19 protein-coding genes are annotated in these 26,506 nt (G+C 66.3%); 5 read left to right on the top strand and 14 right to left on the bottom strand.

Going from position 1 to position 26,506, the window contains the following annotated elements:
- Positions 1-4 precede the first annotated feature (4 nt).
- Entirely contained in the window at positions 5-1,321 is a 1,317-nt protein-coding gene (locus tag KXR83_RS12255) for an ABC1 kinase family protein (protein WP_437425085.1), read from the top strand.
- Between the two features lie 85 nt (positions 1,322-1,406).
- Here KXR83_RS12255 and KXR83_RS12260 read toward each other — a convergent pair whose 3' ends face one another.
- Both KXR83_RS12260 and KXR83_RS12265 read right to left on the bottom strand, forming a co-directional pair.
- Positions 1,407-1,700, bottom strand: a complete 294-nt coding sequence (locus tag KXR83_RS12260) for a WhiB family transcriptional regulator (RefSeq protein ID WP_051406386.1) — start codon at positions 1,698-1,700, stop codon at positions 1,407-1,409.
- Positions 1,701-2,225: 525 nt separating this feature from the next.
- Positions 2,226-4,298 carry an ATP-dependent DNA helicase UvrD2 gene (locus tag KXR83_RS12265; protein WP_437425086.1) on the bottom strand — a complete coding sequence of 691 codons (2,073 nt, stop codon included), beginning with the start codon at positions 4,296-4,298 and terminating at the stop codon, positions 2,226-2,228.
- A 117-nt stretch (positions 4,299-4,415) separates the two neighbouring features.
- Here KXR83_RS12265 and KXR83_RS12270 point away from each other — a divergent pair, with 117 nt between their 5' ends.
- Complete coding sequence (locus KXR83_RS12270) at positions 4,416-4,640, top strand: mycoredoxin (protein ID WP_099384030.1); 225 nt, start codon at positions 4,416-4,418, stop codon at positions 4,638-4,640.
- Here the strand turns inward: KXR83_RS12270 and nudC are convergent.
- Together nudC and KXR83_RS12280 are read right to left on the bottom strand one after the other, a co-directional pair.
- Positions 4,637-5,659: an NAD(+) diphosphatase gene (gene nudC, locus KXR83_RS12275; protein ID WP_437425087.1), complete on the bottom strand. Its 1,023-nt coding sequence runs from the start codon at positions 5,657-5,659 to the stop codon at positions 4,637-4,639. The two genes, KXR83_RS12270 and nudC, sit on opposite strands and share 4 nt — an antisense overlap.
- Positions 5,660-5,710: 51 nt before the next feature.
- Entirely contained in the window at positions 5,711-6,778 is a 1,068-nt protein-coding gene (locus tag KXR83_RS12280; protein WP_437425088.1) for a potassium channel family protein, read from the bottom strand.
- 128 nt (positions 6,779-6,906) lie between these two features.
- Here KXR83_RS12280 and KXR83_RS12285 point away from each other — a divergent pair, with 128 nt between their 5' ends.
- Entirely contained in the window at positions 6,907-7,320 is a 414-nt protein-coding gene (locus tag KXR83_RS12285) for a DoxX family protein (RefSeq protein ID WP_437425089.1), read from the top strand.
- A gap of 5 nt (positions 7,321-7,325) precedes the next feature.
- Here KXR83_RS12285 and KXR83_RS12290 read toward each other — a convergent pair whose 3' ends face one another.
- Positions 7,326-10,697, bottom strand: a complete 3,372-nt coding sequence (locus KXR83_RS12290; RefSeq protein WP_437425090.1) for an ATP-dependent helicase — start codon at positions 10,695-10,697, stop codon at positions 7,326-7,328.
- A complete protein-coding gene (locus KXR83_RS12295) occupies positions 10,690-14,061 on the bottom strand; it encodes an ATP-dependent helicase (RefSeq protein WP_437425365.1) in 3,372 nt (1,123 codons plus the stop codon). Before KXR83_RS12295 ends, KXR83_RS12290 begins: the two co-directional genes overlap by 8 nt.
- A 76-nt stretch (positions 14,062-14,137) precedes the next feature.
- Between KXR83_RS12295 and KXR83_RS12300 the strand changes: the two genes are divergently transcribed.
- A complete protein-coding gene (locus tag KXR83_RS12300; protein WP_437425091.1) occupies positions 14,138-14,929 on the top strand; it encodes an alpha/beta fold hydrolase in 792 nt (263 codons plus the stop codon).
- Positions 14,929-15,228, top strand: a complete 300-nt coding sequence (locus KXR83_RS12305; RefSeq protein ID WP_437425092.1) for an MGMT family protein — start codon at positions 14,929-14,931, stop codon at positions 15,226-15,228. The genes KXR83_RS12300 and KXR83_RS12305 overlap by 1 nt, the downstream gene beginning before the upstream one ends.
- 117 nt (positions 15,229-15,345) lie before the next feature.
- Here KXR83_RS12305 and KXR83_RS12310 read toward each other — a convergent pair whose 3' ends face one another.
- From KXR83_RS12310 to KXR83_RS12345, 8 genes are all read right to left on the bottom strand, one after another.
- Entirely contained in the window at positions 15,346-16,050 is a 705-nt protein-coding gene (locus tag KXR83_RS12310; protein ID WP_437425093.1) for a sirohydrochlorin chelatase, read from the bottom strand.
- Complete coding sequence (locus KXR83_RS12315) at positions 16,047-17,216, bottom strand: uroporphyrinogen-III synthase (RefSeq protein ID WP_023958874.1); 1,170 nt, start codon at positions 17,214-17,216, stop codon at positions 16,047-16,049. The genes KXR83_RS12310 and KXR83_RS12315 overlap by 4 nt, the downstream gene beginning before the upstream one ends.
- A gap of 14 nt (positions 17,217-17,230) precedes the next feature.
- Complete coding sequence (gene nirD / locus KXR83_RS12320; RefSeq protein WP_437425094.1) at positions 17,231-17,617, bottom strand: nitrite reductase small subunit NirD; 387 nt, start codon at positions 17,615-17,617, stop codon at positions 17,231-17,233.
- Positions 17,618-17,619: 2 nt separating this feature from the next.
- Complete coding sequence (nirB, locus tag KXR83_RS12325) at positions 17,620-20,190, bottom strand: nitrite reductase large subunit NirB (RefSeq protein ID WP_437425095.1); 2,571 nt, start codon at positions 20,188-20,190, stop codon at positions 17,620-17,622.
- The gene (locus KXR83_RS12330) at positions 20,183-21,634 is read right to left on the bottom strand and encodes an FAD-dependent oxidoreductase (protein ID WP_437425096.1); all 1,452 of its coding nucleotides are present in this window, start codon (positions 21,632-21,634) and stop codon (positions 20,183-20,185) included. Before KXR83_RS12330 ends, nirB begins: the two co-directional genes overlap by 8 nt.
- A complete protein-coding gene (locus KXR83_RS12335; protein WP_437425097.1) occupies positions 21,631-23,940 on the bottom strand; it encodes a molybdopterin oxidoreductase family protein in 2,310 nt (769 codons plus the stop codon). The genes KXR83_RS12330 and KXR83_RS12335 overlap by 4 nt, the downstream gene beginning before the upstream one ends.
- Before the next feature lie 2 nt (positions 23,941-23,942).
- Entirely contained in the window at positions 23,943-25,364 is a 1,422-nt protein-coding gene (locus KXR83_RS12340) for a nitrate/nitrite transporter (RefSeq protein ID WP_062798779.1), read from the bottom strand.
- 202 nt (positions 25,365-25,566) lie between these two features.
- Positions 25,567-26,421 (bottom strand): TIGR02569 family protein, encoded by an 855-nt coding sequence (locus KXR83_RS12345; protein WP_030164497.1) that lies wholly within the window; start codon positions 26,419-26,421, stop codon positions 25,567-25,569.
- Positions 26,422-26,506 lie beyond the last annotated feature (85 nt).

The raw sequence follows: 26,506 nt of genomic DNA on the forward strand, positions 1-26,506 counted from the left end.
CTCAATGGCTGAGATCACACGAGGTGGAGCACGGCGCAATGCCAAGCTCGCCTCGCTTCCGCTCGGGGTGGCAGGACGGGCGGCTACGGGGTTCGGCAGGCGGTTGGCAGGTGGGGACCGTGATGAGATCGCCGCAGACATGCTCGAGAAGACCGCCGAGCAGCTGTTCGCCGTCCTGGGCGAGCTGAAGGGCGGCGCCATGAAGGTGGGTCAGGCGCTGTCGATCATGGAGGCGGCGATCCCCGAGGAGTTCGGCGAACCCTTCCGTGAGGCTCTCACCAAGCTCCAGGCAGAAGCTCCACCACTGCCCGCAGCCAAGGTGCACGGCGTGCTCGACAACCAGCTGGGCACCAAGTGGCGTGACCGATTCCAGGAGTTCTCCGACGAACCGGCCGCATCGGCGTCCATCGGCCAGGTACACAAGGCGGTGTGGCACGACGGCCGCGACGTCGCTGTGAAAGTGCAGTACCCCGGCGCCGACCACGCCCTCAAGGCCGATCTCAAGACGATGTCGCGGATGACCGGGCTGCTCAAACGCCTGTCCCCCGGTACCGACGTCAAGTCGATGATGGACGAGCTCATCGAGCGCACCGAAGACGAATTGAACTACACGAAGGAAGCCAACAACCAGCGGGCCTTCGCAAAGGGATTTGCCGACGACCCCAATTTCGTGGTGCCCCGGGTGGTCGCTTCGGCCCCCAAAGTTGTTGTGTCGGAATGGATCACCGGAACACCCATGTCGAAGGTGATCAAGAACGGCACCCAGGAGGAGCGAAACGACGCCGCGGCGAAGATGACCGAGTTCGAGGTCAGCTCACCGAAGCGGGTAGGACTGGTCCATGGCGATCCCCACCCGGGTAACTTCCAGTTCCTCGCCGATGGCCGGATGGCGATTCTCGACTTCGGCGCCGTGGGCATCTACCCGAACGGCCTGCCCGCGGCGACCGGGCCGATCCTCCGGCTGTGCCGCGACAACAAGTACGACGAGCTCAAAGAAGAAATGGTGCGAGCCAACTTCATTCAGCGCTCACATCAGGACAAGGTCACCCCGAGTGACCTCGAGGCGTACCTGCGTCCGTACGTCGACCCGCTCTACAGCGAGTCGTTCCACTTCACCCGCAAATGGCTGCAGCGGGCGGCGGGCGCAGCCTCGGATCCACGTGGCGACGTATACCGCACATCACGAAACCTTAACTGTCCCAAGGAATATGTGATGGTGTTCCGGGTTCTCGGTGGCTGCGTGGGTATCGCGGCCCAGCTCGACGCAGAGGCCCCCTATCGGGCGATCATGGAGAAGTGGGTCGACGGGCTGGCCGAGTAGAAGGGCACCGGCAAGATTCAGGCACACGAGCGGGCGGTCTGTGTATTTCTCACAGACCGCCCGCTCTGTCGTCGCGCCGGCGAGCTCATGCCGCCGTCTGATTCTTACGTGGCCGTCCACGGGGACGCTTACGGGCGATCACCACACCCTGATCGAAGATCTCTCCACCCCACACGCCCCACGGCTCACCGCGTTCGAGTGCCTCGGCCAGGCATTCTCGTCGTAGTGGGCAATCGGCGCACAACGCCTTTGCCTGCTCGAGCTGACTCGGGTTCTCGGAAAACCACAGGTCCGCATCGGCGTACTGGCATGGCAACTCGGTCTTGGATATGTCCAGTGCGAGCCCGCCGCCTATATATGACTCGAGTAACTCGGTCATCAGTTCCTCCACTGTCGAATGTGCTCTCGGATTTGTCTTGAAAACCCGGGCTCACAGTGGGGGAACTACAAAAGTTCCAGTTCACACAAGTGAGGCCACGGGTTCGCTGTTGCGACTCGCCGTGGCCTCGAATGAATTGATCTGTGTCAGATCGACGTTCGTCGGGGTCGCACGGGAAGCGCTGAGCGGTTTACCGCCGGAATCGCTGCATAGGGAGCCAGGAGTTCCGGCTTCATGGCGGCGATTGCGGGGGTATGTCCGGGTCGCGGACGCAGGCCTTGGACAGGCAGATGCCACGACTCGCACACGCCGGCGGCGCTGATGAAATCGTTCACGGTTCCTGTCCTTTCCTGCTCGTTCGAGATGCACATTCGGTGCGATGTGGTGGCTCGGTGATCACTCGAACACATCGAGTAAGCCCTCGCCTTGGTGATGTGGAACAGCCTAAACGGCGACGCCGAGATTGCACAACCTATTTTTGACCTGCAGTTTTTCCGAAATGTCAGGCCAAGGATCGCCGACCGGTCAGCCCGCGCCGTTGTCGCGGACCAGTGCGAGCAAATCCTCGCCGTACTGGTCCAACTTCTTGGCACCGATCCCCGGTATGGCAACGAGCGCAGGCACATCCCCGGGTTGCTGTTCGGCAATGGCGATCAGGGTGTTGTCGGAGAACACCACGTAGGCCGGAACCTTCTGCTCCTTGGCCCGGCCGCTGCGCCACTCCTTGAGAGCGACCAGCAAGCCCTCGTCGAGGTCGGACGGACAACTCTCGCATCGACCCAACAGCGAGGCGGTCTTGCCGAGAAGCGCTTTCCCGCAGACTCGACACCGCGGCCCCGATCGTTTTCGTTTCGGTTCGGCGATCCGGGAGGCGGGCGAGTCGTCCGGGACGAGATCGGCAAGAAATCTCGACCGCCGTCGCGAACGCCTGCCACCCTCATTGCGCGCGAGCGCCCACGACAGCTGCAGGTGTTCGCGGGCCCGGGTGATCCCGACGTACAGCAGCCGCCTCTCTTCTTCGATCGCCACATCGCCGGCGTTGATGGCCTGGCTGATCGGCACGGAGCCATCCACCATGCCCACCAGGAACACGGCATCCCATTCGAGCCCCTTGGCGGCGTGCAGCGACGACAGAGTGACGCCCTGCACGGTCGGTGGATGCCGCGCTTCAGCACGGGCCGCCAGCTCGCGGGACAACTCGGTCAGGGTCAGGTGCTCGTTCTCATGCACCATCTCCTCGGTCAGATTCATCAAGGCCCGCAACGACTCCCAGCGCTCTCGCGCTTGGGCACCGGCCGGCGGTTCGTCGCTCAGACCCAGCGGGACGAGGATGGCCCGCAGCAGGGTGACCACATCTGCCTCAGCCGGCAGGTCGTCGCGGCCGGCGGTCTGCTGCACGGCCCGCATCGCCTGCCGGATCTCTGACCGAGCGAAGAACGCCTCGCCTCCCCGTACCTGGTACGGGATGCCTGCCGCCGTCAGCGCCTGCTCATGGGCTTCGGACTGGGCGTTGATGCGATACAGGATCGCGATCTCGGATCCGGGAACACCCTGGGCCATCAACCGTTTGATCGCCTTCGCGACCGCAGCGGCCTCGGCCGGCTCGTCGTCGTACTCGGCGAAGTCCGGCGCGGGCCCGGGCGGTCGTTGCCCGATGAGCTGCAGGCGGGTACCCGCGATGCGACCCCGCGCGGCCCCGATCACCCGATTGGCCAGACCGACCACCTGCGGGGTGGACCGGTAGTCGCGCTCGAGCCGGACCACCATCGCCTCCGGGAACCGCCGGGAGAAGTCGAGAAGATAACTCGGGGTCGCGCCGGTGAACGAGTAGATCGTCTGGTTGGCGTCGCCCACCACCGTGAGGTCGTCACGCTCACCCAGCCAGGCATTGAGCAGCGCCTGCTGCGCAGGCGTGACGTCCTGATACTCGTCGACCACAAAACAGCGATACCGGTCGCGGAACTCCTCGGCGACCACCGGATGATCGTCGAGGATGGCCCGCGTCATCAGCAACAGGTCGTCGAAGTCGAGGAGCTGATCTCCCGAGGGCGACACCTTGAGTTGCTCGTAGCGCTCGTAGACCAGTGCGACCTGTTCCGCCGGCATCGGCGCCTCTCGCCGCGACTTGGACACCTCCACCGCGTACTGGTCCGGGCCGATCAACGAGCCTTTTGCCCATTCGATCTCCGAGATCAGGTCACGGAGAGAGTCGGTGGTGGTGGGCGCCCCCGCCGACCGGGCCGCGCGGGACACCACGGGAAACTTGTTGTCGAGCAGTTCCCACTGGTTCTCGCCGATCGCCTGCGGCCAGAAATACCTGAGTTGCCGCATGGCCGCGGCGTGAAAGGTCAACGCCTGCACGGCGTTACCCGACCCGGCGATCCCCAATGAACGGAGCCGGGTCCGCATCTCTCCGGCAGCGCGCGCGGTGAACGTGACCGCCAGCACCTGACTGCCCCGCACATGACCGTCGCCGACCAGATGCGCGATCCGCCGGGTGATCGTGCGCGTCTTGCCCGTGCCGGCGCCTGCGAGCACACACACCGGGCCGCGAGGGGCGAGCACCGCCGCTTGCTGTTCGGGGTCCAGTGAGTCCATGTGCTCAGTATTCCAACGAGGGCCGACACCACTGCGTCCGCCCGCCGCAGCGGACGGGAACAGCTGCGGCGGTCGTGGTGTTATGTAGGCGTGACTACCGAGAACGCGACTTTGACCATGTACACCACCACCTGGTGCGGGTACTGCAAGCGCCTCAAGATGGGCCTGCGCAGTCAGGGCATCGAGTGGGTGGAAATCGACATCGAGCAGGACCCCGGTGCCGCAGACTTCGTCGGCAGCGTGAACGGCGGCAACCATGTGGTTCCCACCGTGAAGTTCGCCGACGGCAGCACCGCGACGAACCCGACGGTCGCCGACGTCCGCAAGAAGCTCGGGGTCTAGACCCCGTCAGATGTATCGGGCGGTGGCACCAACCGACCCGGCTCCGACTGCCCGGCTCCCCCGACGCGGGATGCCGGGTGGTCTGTGTCTGCGGGTGTGGTCGCCCAGGCGCGAATGAGCGCACTCGCGATCGAGATCGATCCCGGCAATCTGAGCCGGGCGTCGTCGATGATCGGCTTTCCGTCGGCCCCTATCCAATCCTGCTGGGCTTCGAGCGCTTCGAGCACCTCTGAGCGGCTGAACCACTCGGCGTCCGCGATCTCTCCGTCGATGAAGTCGAGAGCCTGATCCGGGTCTGCCGTGACCTCGAATCCCACCATCAGGGACCGGGGAAAGGGCCACGGTTGCGACCCCACGTACTGCGGGTCCCAGCAGTCCAGCCCCACCTCTTCGTGCACCTCGCGCACCACACATTGCTCCAGCGATTCGCCGGGCTCGACAAATCCGGCCAGCGTCGAGAACCAGCGCTCGGGCCACTGCGACTGTCTGCCGAGCAGTATCCGGTCGGCGCCATCGTGGACCACCGTGATGATCGCCGGATCCGTTCGAGGGAACTCCTCGCGGCCACTGATGGTGTTGCGGCGAACCCAGCCGCCTTTCGCAGGCTCGGTCGGATTGCCGTCGACCGGTGAAAAACGGGCTGAGTCATGCCAATTGAGCACTCCCAGCGCGGTGGACAGGATTCCGGCCTCGTCGGCGCCGAGGAGTTGCGCGCCACGCCGTGGGTCGTCTTTCGGCCCGTCGATGACATCGAAACGCATGGCCCACATGTCGCTGCCCTCTTCGGGATGCAGGCCGAGGAACACCGCCTCCGGCGGAGGTTCGTCTCCGACATCCACCGCCATGATCCAGCCCAGACCGTCCTCGCCCACCGGATACCGGCCCGACGGGTCGATCTGCAGGAGCAGAGCGTGCGGCCATCCTTCTGTCAGCCGTTGCATGTCGTGCCTGATCTCGTCGGCACGGTTGTACACCGCGCGCGACAACATCGGTGGCTTGTCGAACTCAAATCGCCGCAAGCGGATTCACCTCTCGCCTCGGATCGATCTCGTCTCGGCCGGTTGGTCCGGTCATCCCTGGCCCTGCCGCACGTAGAGCAATCGATCACCGTGTTCGATTGCGTCGACCTTGCTGTCGTCGATACGGTGCAGCGTGCCGTCGCGCACCACGCCGAGGACGATCTCGGGCAGGTGCCGAGGCGACCCACCGACCTCGTCGGGTTCCACGTCCCGCTCGGCGATCGCGAACCCCTCGTCAGGAGTCAGGAGGTCCTCGATCACCTGCACGACGGTGGGAGTGCTGGTGGCCAACCCCAGCAGGCGCCCGGCGGTCTCCGAACTCACCACCACCGAGTTGGCTCCCGATTGACGGATCAGGTGGGTGTTCTCCGCTTCGCGGATGGACGCGACGATCTTCGCGTTCGGCGCGAGTTCGCGGGCGGTCAACGTCGCCAGGACTGCCGTGTCGTCGCGGTTCGCGGCCACGATGATGGAGGACGCATGTTGCGCGCCCGCGAGTCGCAGCACGTCGGATCGGGTCGCGTCACCGCGCACGGTCACCAGCCCCTTGGCGGCAGCGTTGTCGAGCACCGTCTGGTCACCGTCCACCACAACGATTTCCGAGGGCTTCAGGCCGTCGGCGATCATCGCCTTGACTGCTGTCTTTCCCTTGGTCCCGTACCCGATCACCACGGTGTGATTACGCACCTTGTTCCTCCAACGCTGGATTTTGAGAGCTTGACGGGATCGCTCGGTCAGCACTTCCAACGTGGTGCCGACCAACACGATCAGGAACATGACGCGTAGCGGCGTGATCACCAGCACGTTGATCAGTCGCGCCTCCGGGGTGAACGGGGTGATGTCGCCGTAGCCAGTGGTCGAGAGCGACACAGTGGCGTAGTACAGACAGTCGAGGAACGAGAGTTCGCTGTCCTGGACGTCTCGATAACCATCGCGGTCGAGGTAGACGATGAAGACGGCGGCGAAGAGGGCGACCAGGGCGAAGATGACCCGCCGAGAGATCGCCCGACCCGGGCTGGACTGCATCTCGGGGATGCGGACGACACCGACCAGCGCGTGGTCGGGCATGTCGGTCAGCTCTTCGCTCTTGAACCGCCGGCGGAGCCTGCCCGCGGGCATCAACGCCTCCCGACGAAGGCGCCGACACGGCGCCGGGAAAATTGCATACGCACAAGTGGGGACTGTAGTCCTTTTCCGCACCGGTGGTAATCATCACCGATCTCGTCGCGATCAGGCATGGTGGACGCATGAACAGTGGCGAGCACAAGTTGCGGCAGTTGATGTTTCCCGATGATGCGACGTTGGCGAAACGGATGGGCATCGGTCTGTTGGGAATCGGCGCGCTGCATTTCCTCGCACCGAAACCTTTCGACGACCTGATTCCCGAAGAACTTCCCGGTGATCCGCGGGTGTACACATACGGCTCCGGCTTGGTGGAACTTGCGGTCGGTGGCGCCCTCCTCGCTCCCCAGACCCGTCGCTACGCCGGACTGTTCTCGGTTCTGCTGTTCATCGGCGTGTACCCCGGGAACATCAACATGGTGCGCATCTACCGCAACAAACCGCTGCCCTACCGGCTGGTGGCGTGGGCTCGCCTGCCCTTCCAGTTCCCCATGGTGTGGGCGGGCTGGCGAGTCTGGAAAACCGCACCAAAGGTCTGACCGGTTCAGGGTCGTTCTCTCTTATCGCGCCTGATGAGGTCGGCCAGACCGGTGCGGTCGGGCAGGTTCGTGGGCTCGAGCGTGGTGTTCGACCGTACGTAGTGGAATGCTGCCCGAACCTTCTCGAGGTCGACGCCGGTCAGTTCCGCCCAGGCCACCCGGTAGGCGGCGAGCTGGACGAACACCGACTTCTCCTGCGCCGCAGTGGGTCGGGCACCGGTCTTCCAATCCACCACGGTGAAGCCGCCGTCCGGTTCAGAGAACACCGCATCGATCCGGCCCCGGACGATGGTGTCGGCGATGACCGTCTCGAACGGCACCTCGACCTCGATGGGGTTCCGCGCAGCCCACCGGGACCGGAGGAACTGCTCCCGCAGCACCTCGAGGTCGGCATCCGAGCCCCCTTCGGCATCGGCCGCACCCGGCAACTCGTCGATGTCGAGAAGTCGGGTGGCGCCGAACCTGCGTTCCACCCAGGCATGGAAGGCGGTGCCGCGGCGGGCCAGTGGATTCGGTTTGAACGGCAGCGGCCTGCGCAGGCGCCGGGCAAACGTCTCCTCGTCCTTGTCCAGTTCGACGAGCTGGCTGACGGACAGATGCTGCGGCATCGTCACCTCGATGTCAGTGCCAAGGCCACTTTCCCGTTCGGTGAGCAGCACCGCGAGGTCGTTGGCCCAATCGCGGACCTGCGGGTCGTCGGCCGACAGGTCGGGTTCGGGCTCAGCGCCCATGTCAAAGAGGGCCGGCTCGCCGCGGGCTCGCAACGCGGCGCGCACGAGATCGGCGCCACGTTCGACGCCAGGACGGCGGGGACCGAGCGGATCAGCAGGCCACGGCACGCCGGCGGTCAACGCCGCCAAGGGATTGTCTGCGTTGTCTTCGGGAGTCGCTGCCCAGCCCGCGATGGTCAAGCCCGGTGCGCCGTCGGTCGAGGTCTCGATCAGACGAGAAGCGATGTCGTGCAACTCGGTCAAGAAGATCGAGGGTCCACGAGGTTTGTCGCCGCCGTCGGACCAGTGATGCCCTGAGATGACCAATGCCCTCTTGGTCCGCGTCAAGGCCACGTACAGCAATCGCCGGTCCTCTTCGAGCTTGCGGTTGCGCAAAGCGTCCTTGTGGGCCTCAATTGCGTCCTCGAGTTCTTTGCGGTTGTCGAGTTCGGCCAGCTCGAGCGGTGGGAAGCCCTCGGCGCCCAGAGTCTCGGCAAGGTCGCCCCGCAACTCCGCGGGGAGTTCCCGCGCACTACCGAGCCAGGTCCCGTCGGCCTTTCCACCCGGGAAGATGTTCGTACACAGATGCGCGATCACCACCACATCCCATTCGAGGCCCTTGGCCGCGTGCACGGTGAGGATCTGGACGCGGTCCTCGGCGATCTCGACCTTGCCCGGTTCCAGGCCCTTCTCGATGTCGGCTGCGGACTCGAGAAAGGCGAGCAGTCCAGGCAGGGTGGCAGCCGACCGCTCGGTGTAGTCGGCCACGTACTCGGCAAAGGCGTCGAGGTGTTCGCGACCCGTGATGTTGCCTCGTAAACCCCGTGCCCGGATCTGCGCCTCGACATCGACGCCGATGACCCTCTCCACCTCGGCGACCAACTCGGGCAATGGTTGCCCCATCCGAGCCCGCAAGATGGTCAGCTGGTGGCCGAATGATTTGATCCTGCGGTACCCGTCGGGTGAATACCGTTGCGCCGGACCGGGGTCGGCCAGTGCATCACCGAGACCGGCCTGATCCACCACCTCGGTCGGCACTGCCGAATCGAGTGCGCTGTCGAGTTCTTCCAGGCTCGTCATCGTGCCGGTGACGATGTTGGTACCGGCGGCGAGGTCCCGCGCACGCGCCCACAGCGCGGCGATGTCACGCGCCCCGAGCCGCCACCGCGGTCCGGTGAGAAGTCGCACGGCAGCCGTCCCCGCCATGGGATCAGCCATCAGACGAAGCATCGCCACTACGTCCTGGACCTCCGGTACACCTAGCAGGCCGCCGATGCCGACCACTTCCGCCGCGATGCCACGATCGGTGAGTTCGGCCGCGAGCGGCGCCGAATCCTCGTTGCGGCGCACCAGGATCGCCACCGTCGGCGGTGGACCCTCGGCACGGTTGTACTCGTCTTCGATCTGGTCAACGATCCACTCACGCTCCTGCACCACGGTCTCGGTCAGAGCCATGGTGATGGTCCCGGTCGGGGCATCGTCACGCGGCCGCAAGATGCTCACCGGCACGCCCCGCCGTCGCAGCTCCTCGGACGCGGCGTTGGCCATGTCGAGGGCGTGGCGGGCGTTGCGCCAGCTGGTCAGCAACTCCAGGCGTTGCGCGGGAGTTCCGTCACTGCAACGGAAATCGGTGGTGAAACGAGGCAGATTGGCAGCCGATGCGCCGCGCCAGCCATAGATCGACTGGATCGGGTCACCGACCGCGGTCACCGCGATCCCGGCGCCCCGCGTCACCCCGGGCGGCGTTCCGAACAGCTCCGACAGCAGCACGCGCTGCGAATGTCCGGTGTCCTGGTATTCGTCGAGCAACACCGCGCCGATGGCAGCGCGTTCGGACTCACCCACCTCGGGGTGACGGGCGACGAGTTGGGCAGCCAGCGACATCTGGCTACCGAAGTCGAGCACGTTCGCCTCGCGCATCGCGGCGTCCAACGCGGCCACCAGCGGCATCAACGCGCGCCGCTCATCGATGACGGATTGGATGGACCGCAGCTTCTGAGGCGGCTCAGGGCGTTGCCTGCCGGTCGGGGGCAAGGTGTCGATCAGCTCGTAGAGCGAGTCGCCCGCGGTGGCGAGCTGGTCGAGATCCACCAGGTGCTCGGCGAGCTCGCTGTAGAGCTTCAGCACCGATTCGGTCACGCCGCCAGGGGTTTTGGTGGTCTCGAGGTCATCGGTCCACCCCGCCACCACCGAGAACGCCAGTTGCCACAGTTCCGTTTCGCTGAGCAAGGTGGCCGAGGGCTCGACAGGCAGGAGCAAGCCGTAGTCGGCGATCAGCCGGCCGGCGTAGGCGTGGTAGGTACTCACCTGCGGGTCTGCCGACCGAAGCCGGCCACGCAACGTGCCGTCGGGGTCCCAGTTCTGCATCGCAGGCGATCCCGCGAGCATCGACAACCGCCGGCGGATGCGCGCGGCTAGTTCTTGGGCCGCCTTACGGGTGAATGTCAGGCCCAGCACTGCATCCGGCTCGACCAGACGGTTGGCCACCAGCCACACCACCCGAGAAGCCATGGTCTCGGTTTTGCCTGCACCCGCCCCCGCGACCACCAGCACGGGCTCCATCGGCGCCTCGATCACCTCGACCTGCTCATCGGTGGGCGAGGGCAGACCGAGCGCCGCCGACAGGACCCGGGCCGAGATCCTCGTCATCGTTCCGGTGTCAGCCATCGGTCACCGTCCTGCCGTCGAGTTGTGCCGGACAGCTCGCGGTGAGTGGACAGTGCCCGCATCCGTCGTTCGGGGTGGCCACGAACTGCGGTCCGATACTGCGATGGGCGGCCGCCCGCACCACGGCGAGCCACTGCTCCACCTGCTCGTCCGACAGGGGCGGCTGATCACGTTGCGCCGCACCGGTTTTGTTGTTCGAATTGTTGACGTAGACGAGCGACCCACCACCCGGCTCGACCGGTCCGACAGCCTGCACACCACCGAGCCGCAGGGCGAGCTGATAGGTGGCCAGCTGCGCGTGCTCCTGGGCGGCCTGCACCGACAGCGTGGTCTTGCCGGTCTTCACATCCACCACCACCGGGCGTCCGGCGCTGTCCTGTTCGAGCCGGTCGATGCGCCCACGCAACCGCACCTCGGGCATGTCGACGGTCTCACCGTCGGCGTCCTGGACCGTGGCGGGTTCGATACGCGCATCCACGTCCACCTCGACACCCACCTCGGTGAGCGTCTCGCGGGACACCTTCAGCCAGCGCTGGAAGTTGGTGAGCATCTCCTCGGTGCGTTCGAGTTCGCGGCGCGAAAACCATGGTGCCCCGACATCCACCTGGTCCCAGACCCGCCGCAGCGCAGCGGTGACATCGTCGGGTGGGATCTCTCCGGCGACGGCCTGCACAAGCGTATGGACAAGCGTTCCGGCGACGGCCGGACGCGAATCGCCGTCGCGGCCGCCGTACCGCTCCAGCATCCAGCGGAGCGAGCAGGTTCCCAGAGCCTCGACACTGGACGGCGAAAGGGTCAGCGGCCCAGCCGACTCCGACCACAGAGGGATCTCCGAACTGGGAGCAGCAAGGCCGTACCACTGGTCGGGATGCGCACCCGGAACACCGGCGTCGGCGAGCTCGGCGAGCATGTCTGCGGCGGCTTTCGCCCGCTCCGTAGGCGTATCGGTGGCTGCGCACACCTCGGCGCGCAACTCGGCAACCAGCGACGACAGCGACAGCACCCGTCGCAGACCGGGCTCCACCGGGAGCTCCAGTTCGATCTCGTCGTCGTCCACGGCGCCCTTCTCGACGATCGCGGCCAATTCGCCGACGAACCGTGAGGGCGCGGCATCTCCGCTTCCATCGTCGACAGCAGTGACCATCAGTCGATCGCGAGCCCGCGTGCATGCCACCAGCAGCAGTCGACGCTCTTCGGCGAGAGCCATTGCGGTGCGCGAAATGGTGTCCAGCGCATCGGCGTCCACGCCATCGAGAAGATCAACCAATTGTCCGGTACCGAGAATGCTCCCCCGGCTGCGCAGGCTCGGCCACAAACCGTCCTGAACACCCGCGACCGCCACGACATCCCACTCGCGACCGGTGGCCGCATGCGCGGACAACACCGTGACGGCGTCCGATGACGCCTGTGCCATGCGGGATTCGGTGGGGATCTGCAATGCGCCGAGATAATCCAGGAACCCACCGAGTGTCGCGGCAGGCAGGCTGTCGGTGAAACTCGCCGCGGCGTCGAACAGCGCCACCATCGCATCGAGGTCGCGATCGGCCTGGGCACCACCGGGTCCGTGGTCACGGCGCATCACCTGATTCGACCAGCGCGGGCCGAGTCCGGTGGCCTGCCACGCCTCCCAGAGAATCTCTTCGATACCGCGGCGGTTTTCGTATGCCACACGAGCTGCGCCGATGACCGCGAGAACCCTTGTCAGCGGCTGCTTCTCGGCGTCGGTCAGCCCGTCGAGGTAGTGGTCGACATCGATGGGGTCATGCTCGACCCGCACCCGGTGGCCGGTGACCAGTTCGGCGATGACCGACGCTGAGTCGCGGTCCCCGCCGGATTCGGTCTCGATACGACGCAGTCCACGCCGCAGGCGCCGCAGCGCTGCCGGGTCGGCTCCGCCGATGGGTCCCGCAAGCAGTTCCAGCGCTTCCTCCGGCTCCAGCGGTTCCGACACCGCGCGCAGAGCCAGCAATATCGCCGCCACCGAGCGTTGACGCGCGAGTGGGATCTCACTGGCCGGTGTCATCACCGGCACACCGGCCGAGCGCAGCGCGCGCCGCAGTGGCGCCATCGCGCGGGGCACCGATCGGACGATGACCGCCATCTCCGACCAGGGGACATCGTCGTAGAGGTGCGCCCGGCGCATCATGTCGGCGATGGCCGTGGCCTCTTTGGCAGCCGATCCGTAGATCTTGACCACGGGCACCGGCCCACCCCGGTCGGCGGCCTCGGCTCGGCGCCGACGGGGACCCGGGAGCCGCGCGGCGATCGCCGCGCCCAGGTCGCTGATGGGCTTGCTCGACCGGAAGTTGTTGTCGAGCAAGATGTCTCGCTCCGGGTCGTCGAGTTCGTCGAGAAACCGCGAACTGGCCCCGCGGAAGCCGTAGATCGCCTGGTCGCCGTCTCCGGCGACCACCGTCTGGTGTGTTCCCGCCCCGATCAGCTCGACGAGGGTGGCCGCCTGCGGATCGAGGTGCTGGGCGTCGTCCACCAGCAGATACCGCACCCGCGCTCGCTCGCGCCGCAGCAGATCGGGGTCGGTCGCGAATGCCGTGAGAGCAGAGCCCACCAGCTCTGCGGCGTCGACTGCGGGCGCGGTCGCCTGAGGTGCCTCCAACCCGACCGCTCCGCGCAGCAGACCGCTCTGCTCGTACTGACGGTAGGCCTTGCCGACCGCCTCCCACTCCGGACGCTTGTGCCTGCGGCCGAGCGCCATCAGGTCCTCGGGCCCCACACCGCGTTCGGCGGCCCGCATCATCATGTCCCGCAATGCCTGCGCAAACCCGTTGGTGCCCACAGCCGGCCGCAATCGCGGCGGCCAGTAGCCGGCGCCGTCCTCGATGTCGCCGGCCAGGAGTTCCCGCAACACCGCATCCTGCTCGGCGCCGGTGATCAGGCGCGGCGGCGGATTGTCGTGTGCGGCCGCCTGCAGTCGAAGCACCGCGAACGCATAGGAGTGCACGGTGCGGACGATCGGTTCGCGGGTGGCCCGCGGAGCGCGGCCCGCTCCCCCGGCGCGCTGAGCCAGCAGGCGGGCGGTGATCTGCTCACGCAACTCGGTGGCTGCCCGGCGTCCAGCGGCCAGGACCAGCAGCGACTCCGGATCAATCGCTGGGTCGGCGAGACGGGCCACCGCGATGTCCACGATCAGCGACGTCTTTCCCGTGCCCGGGCCCCCGTGAACCCGCAGTGGGTGGAAACCCGGTGACGCGGCGCCGCCGGGACGGTCGATCAGCGACTGAACCCGCTCTGGCCAAGTACGCGGCTGCGCCGGAGGGATGGTCGCCGACACCAGTCGCGTCGTCATGGCTGGCACACGGTCTCCTTCCTCTGGTTCCTCCACGATGGTGTCACGGGTGACCGACATGTCGACCGCGCCACCACCGCCCACCCGCGCCGGGTCGGTACTGCGTGCCCGACCACGGTCGGGCACGATTGGTCCCATGGCTGGTGTGAACGTGGAACTGTACGGCCCCGCAGACGGCGACCCCGTCCTCGCATTGCATGGCGTCACCGGCCACGGCAAGCGGTGGGCGGACCTCGCCGCAGCGCTGCCCGACGCCAGGATCATCGCCCCCGACCTGCTCGGACACGGATTCTCGACCTGGGAACCTCCGTGGTCCATCGACGCACACGTGGCTGCCCTGGCCGAGGTGGTCGAGGCCCACGCGTCGTCCCCTGTGGTCCTGGTGGGTCATTCCTTCGGCGGAGCACTAGCCCTACATCTGTCACGACTGGTCCCCGACCGCATCCGGTCACTGGTGTTGCTCGACCCGGCCATCGGCCTCGAACCCGCCCGGCTCATGGACATCGCGACCAGCTACATCACCCATCACGACTACCCGGATGAAGCAGCCGCACGTGCGGCGAAGCTGGGCGAGTCGTGGGCCGAGCTACCTCCGGAACTGCTGGATCGAGAGGTCGCCGACCACCTGATCACAGCAGGTGACCGGATGAGCTGGCGCGTCCACCCGGGGACCGTCGTCACCACATGGAGCGAATTGGCCCGGCCCTTTGTGCTGCCCCCACCGCACATGCCGGTCGATCTGGTTCAGGCCCTGCGCGTGCAACCGCCGTACGTCACCGCCGATCTACTCGAAGCTCTTGCGGCACAACAGGGAGAGCTCTTCTCGCTGTACGAGGAGGACTGCGACCACATGGTTCCCTTCGCACGCCCCGAACTGACCGCACGCCTGGTCGCGGACGCCCTGGCGCGTCCACGATCCGAGAGCTGATGGCGAAGATCACCGACGATCAGGTGGAACGGGTACGCGCGATCGTCGCCTCGGTACCTGCCGGCAAGGTGACCACCTACGGTGACGTGGCAGCGGCCGCGGGCCTGTCGAGCCCCCGCATCGTCGGATGGATCATGCGGACCGACTCGGCTGACCTACCGTGGCACCGGGTGATCAGCGCCGCCGGGACACCGGCCCCGCACCTGCGTGACCGTCAGCTCGAAAACCTTCGCGCCGAGGGTGTTCCGGTGTTCGACGGCCGAGTCGACATGAAGGCCGCCCGAGCCGACCTCGCCTGACCCGCACCCCTACCCCACCCAGCAACCACAAAATTCGCGCCACCTACCGAGGTTCGCGCCGGTTGTAGCCGGCGCGGATGTCGGTAGGTGGCGCGAATTCTGTGATTGTAAAGTGGCTCAGAGACCGGCGGCGACCACAGGCCGCACTGACCTCATCCGGCGCACGACCAGATCGACGACACGGGGGTCGGTACCCAGGGGCTGAGCCACACCATCGGCGCCTGCGTCGTGGAGCCGATCGTGGAACAACCCGTGCGCCAACAGGTATGAGGCGATGAACACGCGGCGCCCGGTGCGAGCCCTGGTGTCGGCAACGACGTCCGCGATGCGCGGCTGGGCAGTGGCCACATACCCGACGGGAACCGGCTCACCGATCATCGTGCCCAACAGGTTGGCGGCACGCCGGACCTGGCCGAGCGCGAACAGATCGGAAGATCCCGCTGCGGCGAGCACAACGGAATCACCTCGGCGCCAGCCACTTTCGGACAGACGCAACGCCAAGACCCGCGCCAGTTCGGGATCTGGACCCAGCGACCGCGAGACCGAGACGCCCTGATGACCGCTGGCCTCGATGTGCTCGGGGAGATCTTTGCGGACGTGGTAGCCCGAGGCCAGGAACGCCGGGACGACCACAGCGGGCCCGTCGATCCCGCGTAGCACCTCTGACGGCGAAGGGCCGAGTACGTCCACGAACGCGACGCGCGTAGTGCCGATCTGGGCCGAGACCTTGTCCGCGAGGTCGGCGATCATCGATACACCGTGTTCGGAGCGGGTCCCATGTGCGACCAGGATGGGTTGCGCGTCGATTCCCTTGATTCTCATGCGTTTTCCCCTTCCTCGTACTCGACATCGACAGAGAGGCGGTAGCCACGTTTGACAACGGTCTGGATCATCCGGGGGTCACCGAGGCCCGCTCGCAGGCGTGCCATGGCGGTCTCCACGGCGTGGGTGTCGCCGCCGCCTCCGGGGAGTTCGGTGAGCAGCGCATGCCGTGACACCACCCTGCCGGGGCGACGCGCCAGTGCTTTGAGCAGGGTCAGACCTGCCGGCGACAGCGGCCGGAGCTCGCCGTCGACCATCACCGAGCGGCTGCGGATCGACATGTCGTGACCGGCGACGCGCAGAGTCGGCACCCGACGGGGCAACTCTTCGGCGATGTGCCGGGCAAGAGCACCGAGGCGAAAGCGATTCGGCCGCGAGGTGGGCACTCGCAACGCCGCGAGGGGCCCAGCGGTGACCGAACCCACACACATGACGTGGACGTCGGTTCGCAGAGCGTCCAGAAGCGCGTCGAGCCGCCCCGTGTCTTGCGCGCGACCGAGCATCGATGCGACGGCCGGGGCACTGGTGAACGACACCGCGTCCATCTCACCGCCCACGATGGCCGAGATCATCTGGTCCATCGCAGTGGTGTCCTGCGGCGGTAGCCACCGGTAGACCGGGATCGGCAGCACCTCTGCACCCGCCTCGCGCAACACCTCGCAGAAGTCGGGAAGCGGCTCCCACTCGGTGGTGGCGCCGTGCAGCTGCACGCCCACCCGGGTGCCCTCGACACCCTCGTCGAGCAGGTGCTCGAGAACTTCACTCGACGATTCGTTGGGTGGCGACCATTCCTCCCGCAAACCGGCGGCGCGGATCGCGCCCTTCGCTTTCGGCCCCCGCGCCAGCAGCCGGGTGGGTTCGAGCGCGGCGACCAAGCGCTCCGCAACACCCCAGTCCTCGGCCGCCTCCATCCAACCGCGGAACCCGATACCGGTTGTGGCGACAACGATTTCCGGCGCGTTGGCGATGATCTGGTCGGTGACCGACCGCAACTCTGCGTCGTCGGCCAGCGGGATGATCTCGATCGCCGGGGCGTGCTCCACCTGCGCGCCGCGTCGTTCCAGCAACGCGGCGAACTCGTTGGCACGCCGGGCCGCCGTGATGCCGATCGTGAATCCGGTCAATGGACCGGATTCGCAGTCGGCGATTCGATCACCCGCTTTCACTAGACCTCCATGTCTCACGCGATCGACGTTTGCACTCGACGGGGCCTGACCTGGACGAGACCGGCCTTGATCCGTACGTCGTACACCGGCAGGACAACGGATTCGTCGCTGAGGCAACGTCCGTCGACCAGCGAGAAAACTTGTTTGAGCAACGGTGAGGCCACGGTGGGCTCACCGGCGCGGTCCCCGACCAGGCCGCGAGACATCACCGCGGCACGTCCGAAGGGGTCGATGTTCCCCACGGCATGAAGGGTGTCGTCGGTGAGTCGGAACAAGGCCACCTGTTCGTCCCCGGGCAGGAGCACGGCCACTCCCCTCCCTGGTACGAGCTGGTCGAACGGGCACGCCGCAGTCCATGTGGCTGCGACTTCATCAACCCGAGTGTCATCAACGAGACTCATGGTCAGCTTCCTCCGTTCGCCGGCGGGCGTACGCCGGGCTGCGGTGTTCCCAAGAGTACCGGTACCTTGCGTCCGCTACCTTCCGAGAACTCGATGGTGGGGTCCGGCTGGGCAGGTGCGTTGACAAACGACACGAACCGGGAGAGCTTCTCCTCGTCTTCGAGGACTCCGGACCATTCATCCTTGTAGCCGGCGACATGCGATTCCATCGCCGTTTCGAGTTCGGCTGCGATTCCCAGGCTGTCATCACACACGACGGCCTTGAGGTGATCGAGACCACCCTCGAGCGAATCGATCCACGGCGCCGTGCGCTGCAGCCGGTCCGCGGTGCGGATGTAGAACATCAGGAACCGGTCGATGTAGGCGACAAGCGTCCTGTCATCGATGCCGGACGCCAAAAGCTGTGCGTGCGCGGGGCTTTGACCACCGTTGCCACCCACATACAGGTTCCACCCGTGTTCGGTGGCGATGACACCCACGTCTTTACCGCGGGCCTCGGCACACTCTCGGGCACAACCCGACACCCCGAACTTGATCTTGTGGGGCGAACGCAGACCGCGGTAACGCTTTTCGAGGTCGACGGCCATGCCCACCGAATCCTGCACGCCGTAGCGGCACCAGCTCGTACCGACACAACTCTTCACCGTGCGCAGGCTCTTGCCGTAGGCCTGACCGGACTCCATCCCCGCGTCGACGAGCTTGCGCCAGATCAGCGGCAACTGCTCCACCCTGGCCCCGAACATGTCGATCCGCTGGCCGCCGGTGACCTTGATGTAAAGCCCGAACTCCTTGGCCACCTCGCCGATCACGATCAGCTGCTCGGCGGTGACCTCACCACCGGGCATCCGTGGCACCACCGAATACGTGCCGTTCTTCTGCATGTTGGCCAAGAAGTGGTCGTTGGTGTCCTGCAGAGCGGCCTGCTCTCCCGACAGGATGTGGTCGCTCGAGGTGGAGGCGAGGATGGAGGCCACCGTCGGCTTGCAGATCTCGCATCCCCCGCCCTTGCCGTACCGTGCCACGAGGTCGGTGAAGGTCCGGATACCGGTCGCCTGGACGATCTCGAAGAGTTCACTGCGCGACTGGTGGAAGTGATCGCACAACGACTTCGACACCGCGACACCGGAATCTGCCAGCAAGCGGTTGATCGACGGGATACAGCCGCCACAGGTGGTGCCCGCCTTGGTGCACGTCTTCACCGCGGTGACGTCCTGGGCGCCATGAGCGATCGCGTCGCAGATGTCGCCTTTGCTGACCCCGTTGCACGAGCAGATCTCGGCAGAATCCGGAAGGGCAGACAGACCCACACCTTCGCCGGCGGCCGGCGCGATCAGCGCTGCGGGATCGCCGGGCAACGGGCCACCGACCATCGGTTTGAGTAGTGCGTACTGGCCGGCATCGCCGACGAGCACTCCACCCAGGAGGGTCTTGGCATCATCGGAGACAACAACTTTGGCGTAGGTGCCGGCAACGGGGTCGTTGAAGACCACCTCGAGTGCGCCTTCGGAGGCACCCATCGCGTCGCCGAAACTCGCCACATCCACGCCGAGCGCCTTGAGCTTGGTGGACAGATCCGCGCCCGGGAACTCGGATTTGCCACCCAGGAGCCGGTCGGCCACGACTTCGGCGGTGCTGTAGCCCGGGGCGACCAGCCCGTAGCAGACACCGTTGACCGCGGCGACCTCGCCGATGGCGTAGATGTCCGGATCGACTGTGCGGCATCCGTCGTCCACCAGGACCCCACCGCGCTCGCCGACGTCGAGCCCCGCATCGCGTGCAAGCTGGTCGCGGGGCCGGATGCCGGCCGAGAACACCAGCAGGGCAGCGTTGTCGATGCTGCTGCCGTCGGAGAGGGTGACGTGCAACGTGTTGTCGCCGGCCGGTTCGATGGCCGTGGTCCCGACACCGGTGTGCACACTCACCCCGAGCTCGGTGACGAGGCCGGCGAGTAGCGCGCCGCCACCCTCGTCCACCTGCAGCGGCATGAGCCGCGGTGCGAACTCAACCACATGTGGTTTGAGGCCGAGCAGCTTGAGCGCGTTGGCCGCCTCGAGCCCGAGCAGGCCGCCACCGACAACCACCGCGTTGGCCCCCGCCGGTGCCGCCTCTGCGGTGGCACGGATCTTGTCGAGGTCGTCGAGTGTGCGATAGACGAAACAGTTCGGCGAATCAGCGCCCTGTACCGGCGGCACAAACGGGTACGAGCCGGTCGCGAGCACCAGGGCGTCGAACACGATGCTCGAGTTGTCGTCGAGGACCGCCGTACGCGCCACCCGGTTGACGGAGGTGACCGACCGGCCCACCAGCAAGGTCACCAGCGGATCGCCCGGGTAGGTGTTGCCCTCGAGCGCCAGCGCGTCGGGATCCCAACTGTTCACATAGGACGAGAGTCCAACGCGGTCGTAGGCAGGGCTGGGTTCGTCACAGACGACGACCACACGCCATTGGTCGGTGACGTCACGTTCGCGGAGTTCCTGAACGAACCGATGGCCGACCATCCCATGGCCTACCACCACAACTGTTTTGCTGGGCACTGGTACCCCTCCTAGTACTTCTGTTGGTCTCTCAGGCATCGGCTGTTGCCAGCCATTCACAAAGTCCCTCGACAACGGACTCACAACTGCCGCAACCTGTTGTGGCCCGTGTGGCATCGGCCATCGCCATAGGGCTGCGCGCACCTTTGCGCCACGCATCGGTCAGGTTCTTCTTGGACACCGAGTTGCACCGGCAGATGATCGCGTCGCCCGGCATCTGAGCCGGACTCGCCGATTCGGTTGCGCCACCGATGAGGTGGCCGAGCAGCAGGCGCATTCGATCGCTGGGCACCGGCGCGCCGGAATCGAACAACTGCGTGATGGTGCCCACGACCTCGGGATTGCCGAGCAGTACCGCGCCGACCAAACGGTCCTTGCGCACAACCACTTTCGCGTACCGCCCGCGATGAGGGTCGGACAGGGTCAGCACCTCCGCTTCGAGGTCGTTGGGGTCGGTATCGACCTCCCCCATCGATGCGAGATCCACGTCGTGAGCCTTCAGACGCAGGATCTGCTGTGTCCCCTCATAGGCGGCCTGATGATCACCGAGCAGGTTCTGTGCCACCGTCTCGGCCATCTCCCAGCCCGGTTGCACCAGGCCGTAGACGATGTCGCGGTGCTGGGCGCATTCGCCGATCGCGTAGATCGACGGATCGTTTGTGCGCAGATGATCGTCGACCTTGATGCCGCGTTCGACGGCGAGGTCCGCAGCGGTGGCGAGCTCGACGTTGGGAGCGATGCCGGCGGTGACGATCACGAGGTCGGCGCCCAGGGTGGAGCCGTCGGTCAGCACCACTTCCCGGCCTGTTCCCGGCTCGTCGCGGACCGCGGTGACCCGGCTGCCGAGCACCACGTCCATCCCGATCTCACGCAGCACGCGGGTCAGCACTGCGCCGCCGGCAGAGTCCATCTGCTTCTCCATCGGGAAGCTCCGTGGATGGACAACCGTCACCTGGGCCCCACGCAGCAGCGCGCCGCGTGCGGCCTCGAGTCCGAGAAGGCCGCCACCGACAACAACCACTCGTGTTCCCTCGCGGAGCGAGGACACGATCGATTCGCAGTCGGCCAGGTTACGGAACGCGATCACACCTTCGATCGGGCGACCCGATTGCGCGAGCGCACCGTCGATCGGCGGGATGAAAGCACGGCTGCCGGTGGCGAACACCAGACTGTCGTAGCCATGGACCGTGCCGTCGTCGCAGTGCACGGTCTTGGTGTCGCGGTCCACACGCTCGACCCGAACACCGGTGTGCGTCTGCAGGTTCCGTTCGGAATACCAGTTGTCGGCGCGAAGCCTGGTGTCGGCGGGTGTGATCCGGCCGGCCACCACGTTCGACATCAGGATGCGGTTGTACGCCGACCCGGGCTCGTCGCCGATGACCACGCTGGTGACGTGCTCGCCCGCGGGATCCCGCCGATGCAGTTCTTCCTGCAATCGGGCGCCGGCCATTCCGTTTCCGATGATCACCACACGCCTGGTCATGACACCTCCCCGACGATTGGTCGAGCTCCGCTGCGCTGCGTCTCCCCCGCACCTGGTCGAGCTCCGCTGCGCTGCGTCTCCCCCGCACCTGCTCGAGCTCCGCTGCGCTGCGTCTCCCCCGCACCTGGTCGAACCGGCAACTCCAACGGCTCCAACCGCACCGCACACGCCTTGAACTCGGGCATACGGCTGGTGGGGTCCAACTCGGGATTGGTGAGCAGGTTGGCCCGCTGGTCACCCGCATAGTGGAAGGGCAGGAACACCGTGTCCGGTCGCAGGGACTCGACGCAGCGTGCCGCGGCGGTCATCGTCCCCCGCCGCGAGGTCACGCGCACCTGCTGACCGTCAGCGATCCCGAGGCGTTCTGCGGTGTCGGTGTTCACCTCGACGAACATCGGACCGGCTGCGTCGGCGAGGTCTTTGACGTACCGGGTCTGCGCACCGGACTGGTAGTGCGTCAGTACCCGGCCCGTGGTGCAGACCAGCGGGTATTGCGCGTTCACTGGTTCCGTCGGTCCGCGGTAGTCGACCGCGATGAACTTCGCGCGGCCGTCATCGGTGGCGAACCGGTCGAGGAAGATCCTCGGGGTGCCGGGATGGCCGATCGTGGGACACGGCCAGTGGAGCGCCTCGTCGTCGTCGAGTCGTTCGTAGGTGATCCCGGTGTAGTCGGCCGCGCCACCCGCCGACGCCGCGCGCAGTTCGTCGAACACCTCGCGAGGGTCGGTCTTGAAGCGGTGTGCCGGTTGACCGAGGCGGACCGCGAGTTCGGACAGGACCTCGAGCTCGCTGCGGGGCCCGTCGGGAACGGGGACCGCCTGGCGACGACGAAGGATCCGGCCCTCCAGGGAGGTCATGGTGCCGTCTTCTTCTGCCCACTGCAGAACCGGCAGCACCACGTCGGCCAATTGCGCTGTCTCCGACAGCAAGAAGTCGTTGACCACCAACATCTCCAGCGACTCGAGGCGCTCGACCACGTGTCCCGCCCGCGGCGCCGAGACGGCCAGGTTCGCGCCGTGCACCATCAGCATCTTGGGTCCGCCGGGCTGTCCGAGCGATTCGAGCAGTTCGTAGGCACTCTTGCCCGGGCCGGGTAGATCGTCCGGGTCGATGCCCCACACCTCGGCGACATGCGCGCGGGCGGCGGGATCGGTGATCTTGCGGTAACCCGGCAGTTGATCGGCTTTCTGGCCGTGTTCGCGGCCACCCTGCCCGTTCCCCTGACCCGTGATGCAGCCGTAGCCGCTGCCCTCACGACCGCACAGGCCGAGGATCAGGGACAGGCCGATGACAGCACTGACCGTGTCCGTTCCGCTCGAATGTTGTTCGGCGCCACGTGCTGTCAGCACATACGCCCCTTTGCCCGCCGCGCGGGCGTCGGCGAGCATCGCAACCGTGCGCCGCAACGCACTCACCGGAACCCCGGTGACACGCTCGGTACGTTCGGGCCACCATTGCGCAGCCGCGCGCCAGAAGTCGTCGAAGCCATTGGTCCGGTCGGCGACGTAGTCGAGATCGGCATAACCCTCGGTGACGGCGATGTGCGCGAGCCCCAGTGCCAGAGGCAGATCCGTGCCCGGCGACAGTTGCAGATGAACGCCGCCGTCGGCAACCGCCCGTTCCACCGTGGCCGTCCGGCGTGGGTCTGCGACGACCAGTCCGCCGGCTCGTGCGGCGGTCATCAGATGACCGACCATCGGCGGCATCGTCTCGGCGACGTTGCCGCCGAGGATGACGATGCACTCGGCCGAACCGAGGTCGGCGAGCGGGAAGGGCAATCCCCGATCCAGTCCGAACGACTTGATACCCGCGGCCGCGGCCGAGCTCATGCAGAAGCGGCCGTTGTAGTCGATGTTCGACGTCCCCAGTGCCACCCGGGCGAACTTGCCCAGCTGGTAAGCCTTTTCGTTCGTCAGTCCACCGCCACCGAAGATCCCAACCGCGTCAGCGCCGTACTCGCTACGGGCCCGGGCAAATCCGGACGCGACGACGTCGAGCGCGTCCTCCCACGTGGTCGGTGTCAGGACTCCGTTGCGCCGCACCAACGGAGCGGTCAGGCGGTTGGGGTTGCGCAGCACATCGGCAGCGGTCCAACCCTTCTGGCACAGACCGCCCCGATTGGTGGGGAACTGCCGCGGCGTGACCACGGCATCGGCGGCTCCGTTGCCGCTGATGTTCATCGCACACTGCAGACCGCAATACGGGCAGTGTGTGGCGGTCCCGACCGACCCCGCGGCGAACTCGCCGGCGGAGCGGTTGCCCGGCTCGCCGAGGGGCAGATCGATGGACACGGCTTCAGCAGTCATGATCAGGCGGTGACCGGTGTGGTGGTGGACGAGTCCTCGAGTGCGCGGGTCTTGTCGGTCGATTCGATCGACCGGCGGACGTAGAACCAGTAGGTGATGCCGGCGGCCACCACATAGAAGGCCAGGAAGATCCAGAATGCCTGGGTGGCAGACTGATTCGACTTGTAGCTGTCTCGCAGCACCAGGTTGATGGCCACGCCGCCGAGTCCACCGAACGCTCCGGCGATACCGATCAGGGCTCCGGACATCGACCGCGACCAGTTGGCCTTGCCGAGCGGATTGAGCGCAGGGTTGACCTTGGCCTTGTGTTCCCAGATGGCCGGGATGATCTTGTATACCGAACCGTTGGCGATACCCGAGATGACAAAGAGCAACACGAAGCCGATGACAAATGCGGTGAGGGTGCCACCGGTGATCTTCTTGTCGTTGGCATCGGACAGGGCGCTGGCAGCCACGAGGATGGACGACGCGGCCACCATCGAGATGAAGCAGTACATCGTGATCTTGCCGCCACCGATCTTGTCGGCGAGCTTGCCGCCGTAAGGCCGGCTGATCGACCCGAGAAGTGGTCCGATCCAGGCGATCTGGGCTGCGGCGAGGGCCGGCTTGGTGGCGCCGTTGGCGGTGAACGAGATGTTGAGCACCTGGCTGAATGCGAATCCGAATCCGATGAACGAACCGAATGTTCCGACGTAGAGCAGCGAGATGATCCAGGTGTCCTTGTACTTCAGCGTCTCGAGCATCGCCTTGCCGCTCGAGGTCTGGTGGTCGAGGTTGTCCATGTAGAGCGCTGCACCCACACCGGCGACCGCGAGAAGCACCAGGTAGATGGCGCAGAGGATCTCGGGCTTGTCCGAGGCCACCCAGATCACGAACAGGCCGACCAGCTGGATCGCGGGGACACCGATGTTGCCGCCACCGGCGTTGAGGCCGAGGGCCCAGCCCTTGAGCCGCTGGGGGTAGAAGGCGTTGATGTTGGTCATCGAGGAGGCGAAGTTGCCGCCACCGAAGCCGGTGAGTGCGGCGACGAAGAGGAACCATCCGAACCCGAAGTCACCGGGGTTCAACACCAGCATCAACGTCAGGCCCGTGGGGATCATCAGGACAACCGCGGAGAAGATCGCCCAGTTGCGGCCGCCGAAGATGGCGGTTGCCTGGGTGTAGGGAATCCGCAGACACGAACCGACGAATGTCGCGGTGGCGCCGATGACAAACTTCTGGTCGAGGCTGATGCCGTATTCCGGTCCGAGGAGCAGGGCCAGAGCCGAGAACATGGACCAGATCGAGAATCCGACGTGTTCGCAGATCACAGACCAGATCAGATTGCGCTTGGCGATGGCAGCGTTGCCGTTGTCCCAAGCCTCTACATCCTCTGGATCCCAGTCGGTGATGTAGTGCTTTCGTTTGGTGCCAGTAACGGTCACTAGGCCCTCCTCAGGGGTCCGGCGCGAATTGGCGGGTGCCTGAGGAGAACGGTAGGAAACGGGTGTTGCCGCAATTTTGCATTCAATGACCGAACAATCACAGTGTTCTCACTTCGGTTCGTCACCGGACGTGAGAAGGCTGGAGCTCGAAAACCCGCCAGATGTCGGGCCGAACTGAGTATTCCCAGCTCAGAGGGTGCTGTCAGACGAGAAAGCGCACCATGTCGGCTACGCGCTGCAGGCCGGGAAGGGCTCCAGCGGTGGATCGCGGATGTAACGCGTGCACCGCAAGACGGAACATGACGGCACGCAACATCATCTGCGGCCACTCGGGAAGGTCTTCCCAGCGGTCCACGAGACCATCGTCTGCGCCGCCCCAGGCAAGCGCATCGACCACCACGACGGCGGCCGCCCACGCGGCGGGTCGCCAATACGGGGTGATGTCCGTGATCCCGGGGGCCGCGGCGCCGGCGAACAGAACCGTGCCGAACAGGTCACCGTGGACAAGTTGGGACGGCGACGACACCTTGGTGCGCAGCTTTGCGAGCGTGTGCAGGATCTCCAGACTGGTGACCCCGTCGGGTGATGTGGGGTCGCCCATCCCCGCGGCCTTTGCCGAACGCAACGGCACATCGTCCCAGGCGGCGCGGTCGGCGGCGGTGAACACGTCGACGTCGTTGTAGGGCGGCGCGGGTGGCTGCATCAGGAATCTCGGGCGTTCGAGCTCGGCGGTCGCCTCGTGCAGCCGGTCGGCCAGCGAGACGACCTCGTCGTAACGCGGTTCCGGAGTTCCGGCGATGTACGTGTCCGCGCGCCAGCCCGACACCACGTACCGGCCGTCGGACGATCGCACAGGGCGCGCGATGCGCACGCCTTCGACGTACAGGGTTTCTCTGACCTTGGCCGACCAGGCGGCCCGGGCGTGGTCGGGAACCAGCGACAACACCGTCTCCCCGATCCGCCAACCACCTTCCCAGCCCTCACCGAGAGCCACCACGGGATGTTGCGTCAGCCCGAAGGTCTGCAGCACATGCTCCGGAGGCTCGACGGAGGTCAAGTCAGAGGTCACCCGTCAAACGTTACCGGCGTGACCGCGAGATTCAGAGCAGGCAGCGCAGGTGTCGCCGCACCAGCGCCCGTAC

Source organism: Williamsia muralis (genome assembly GCF_051487485.1).
In the GTDB taxonomy this organism is placed as follows: Bacteria; Actinomycetota; Actinomycetes; order Mycobacteriales; family Mycobacteriaceae; genus Williamsia; species Williamsia muralis_B.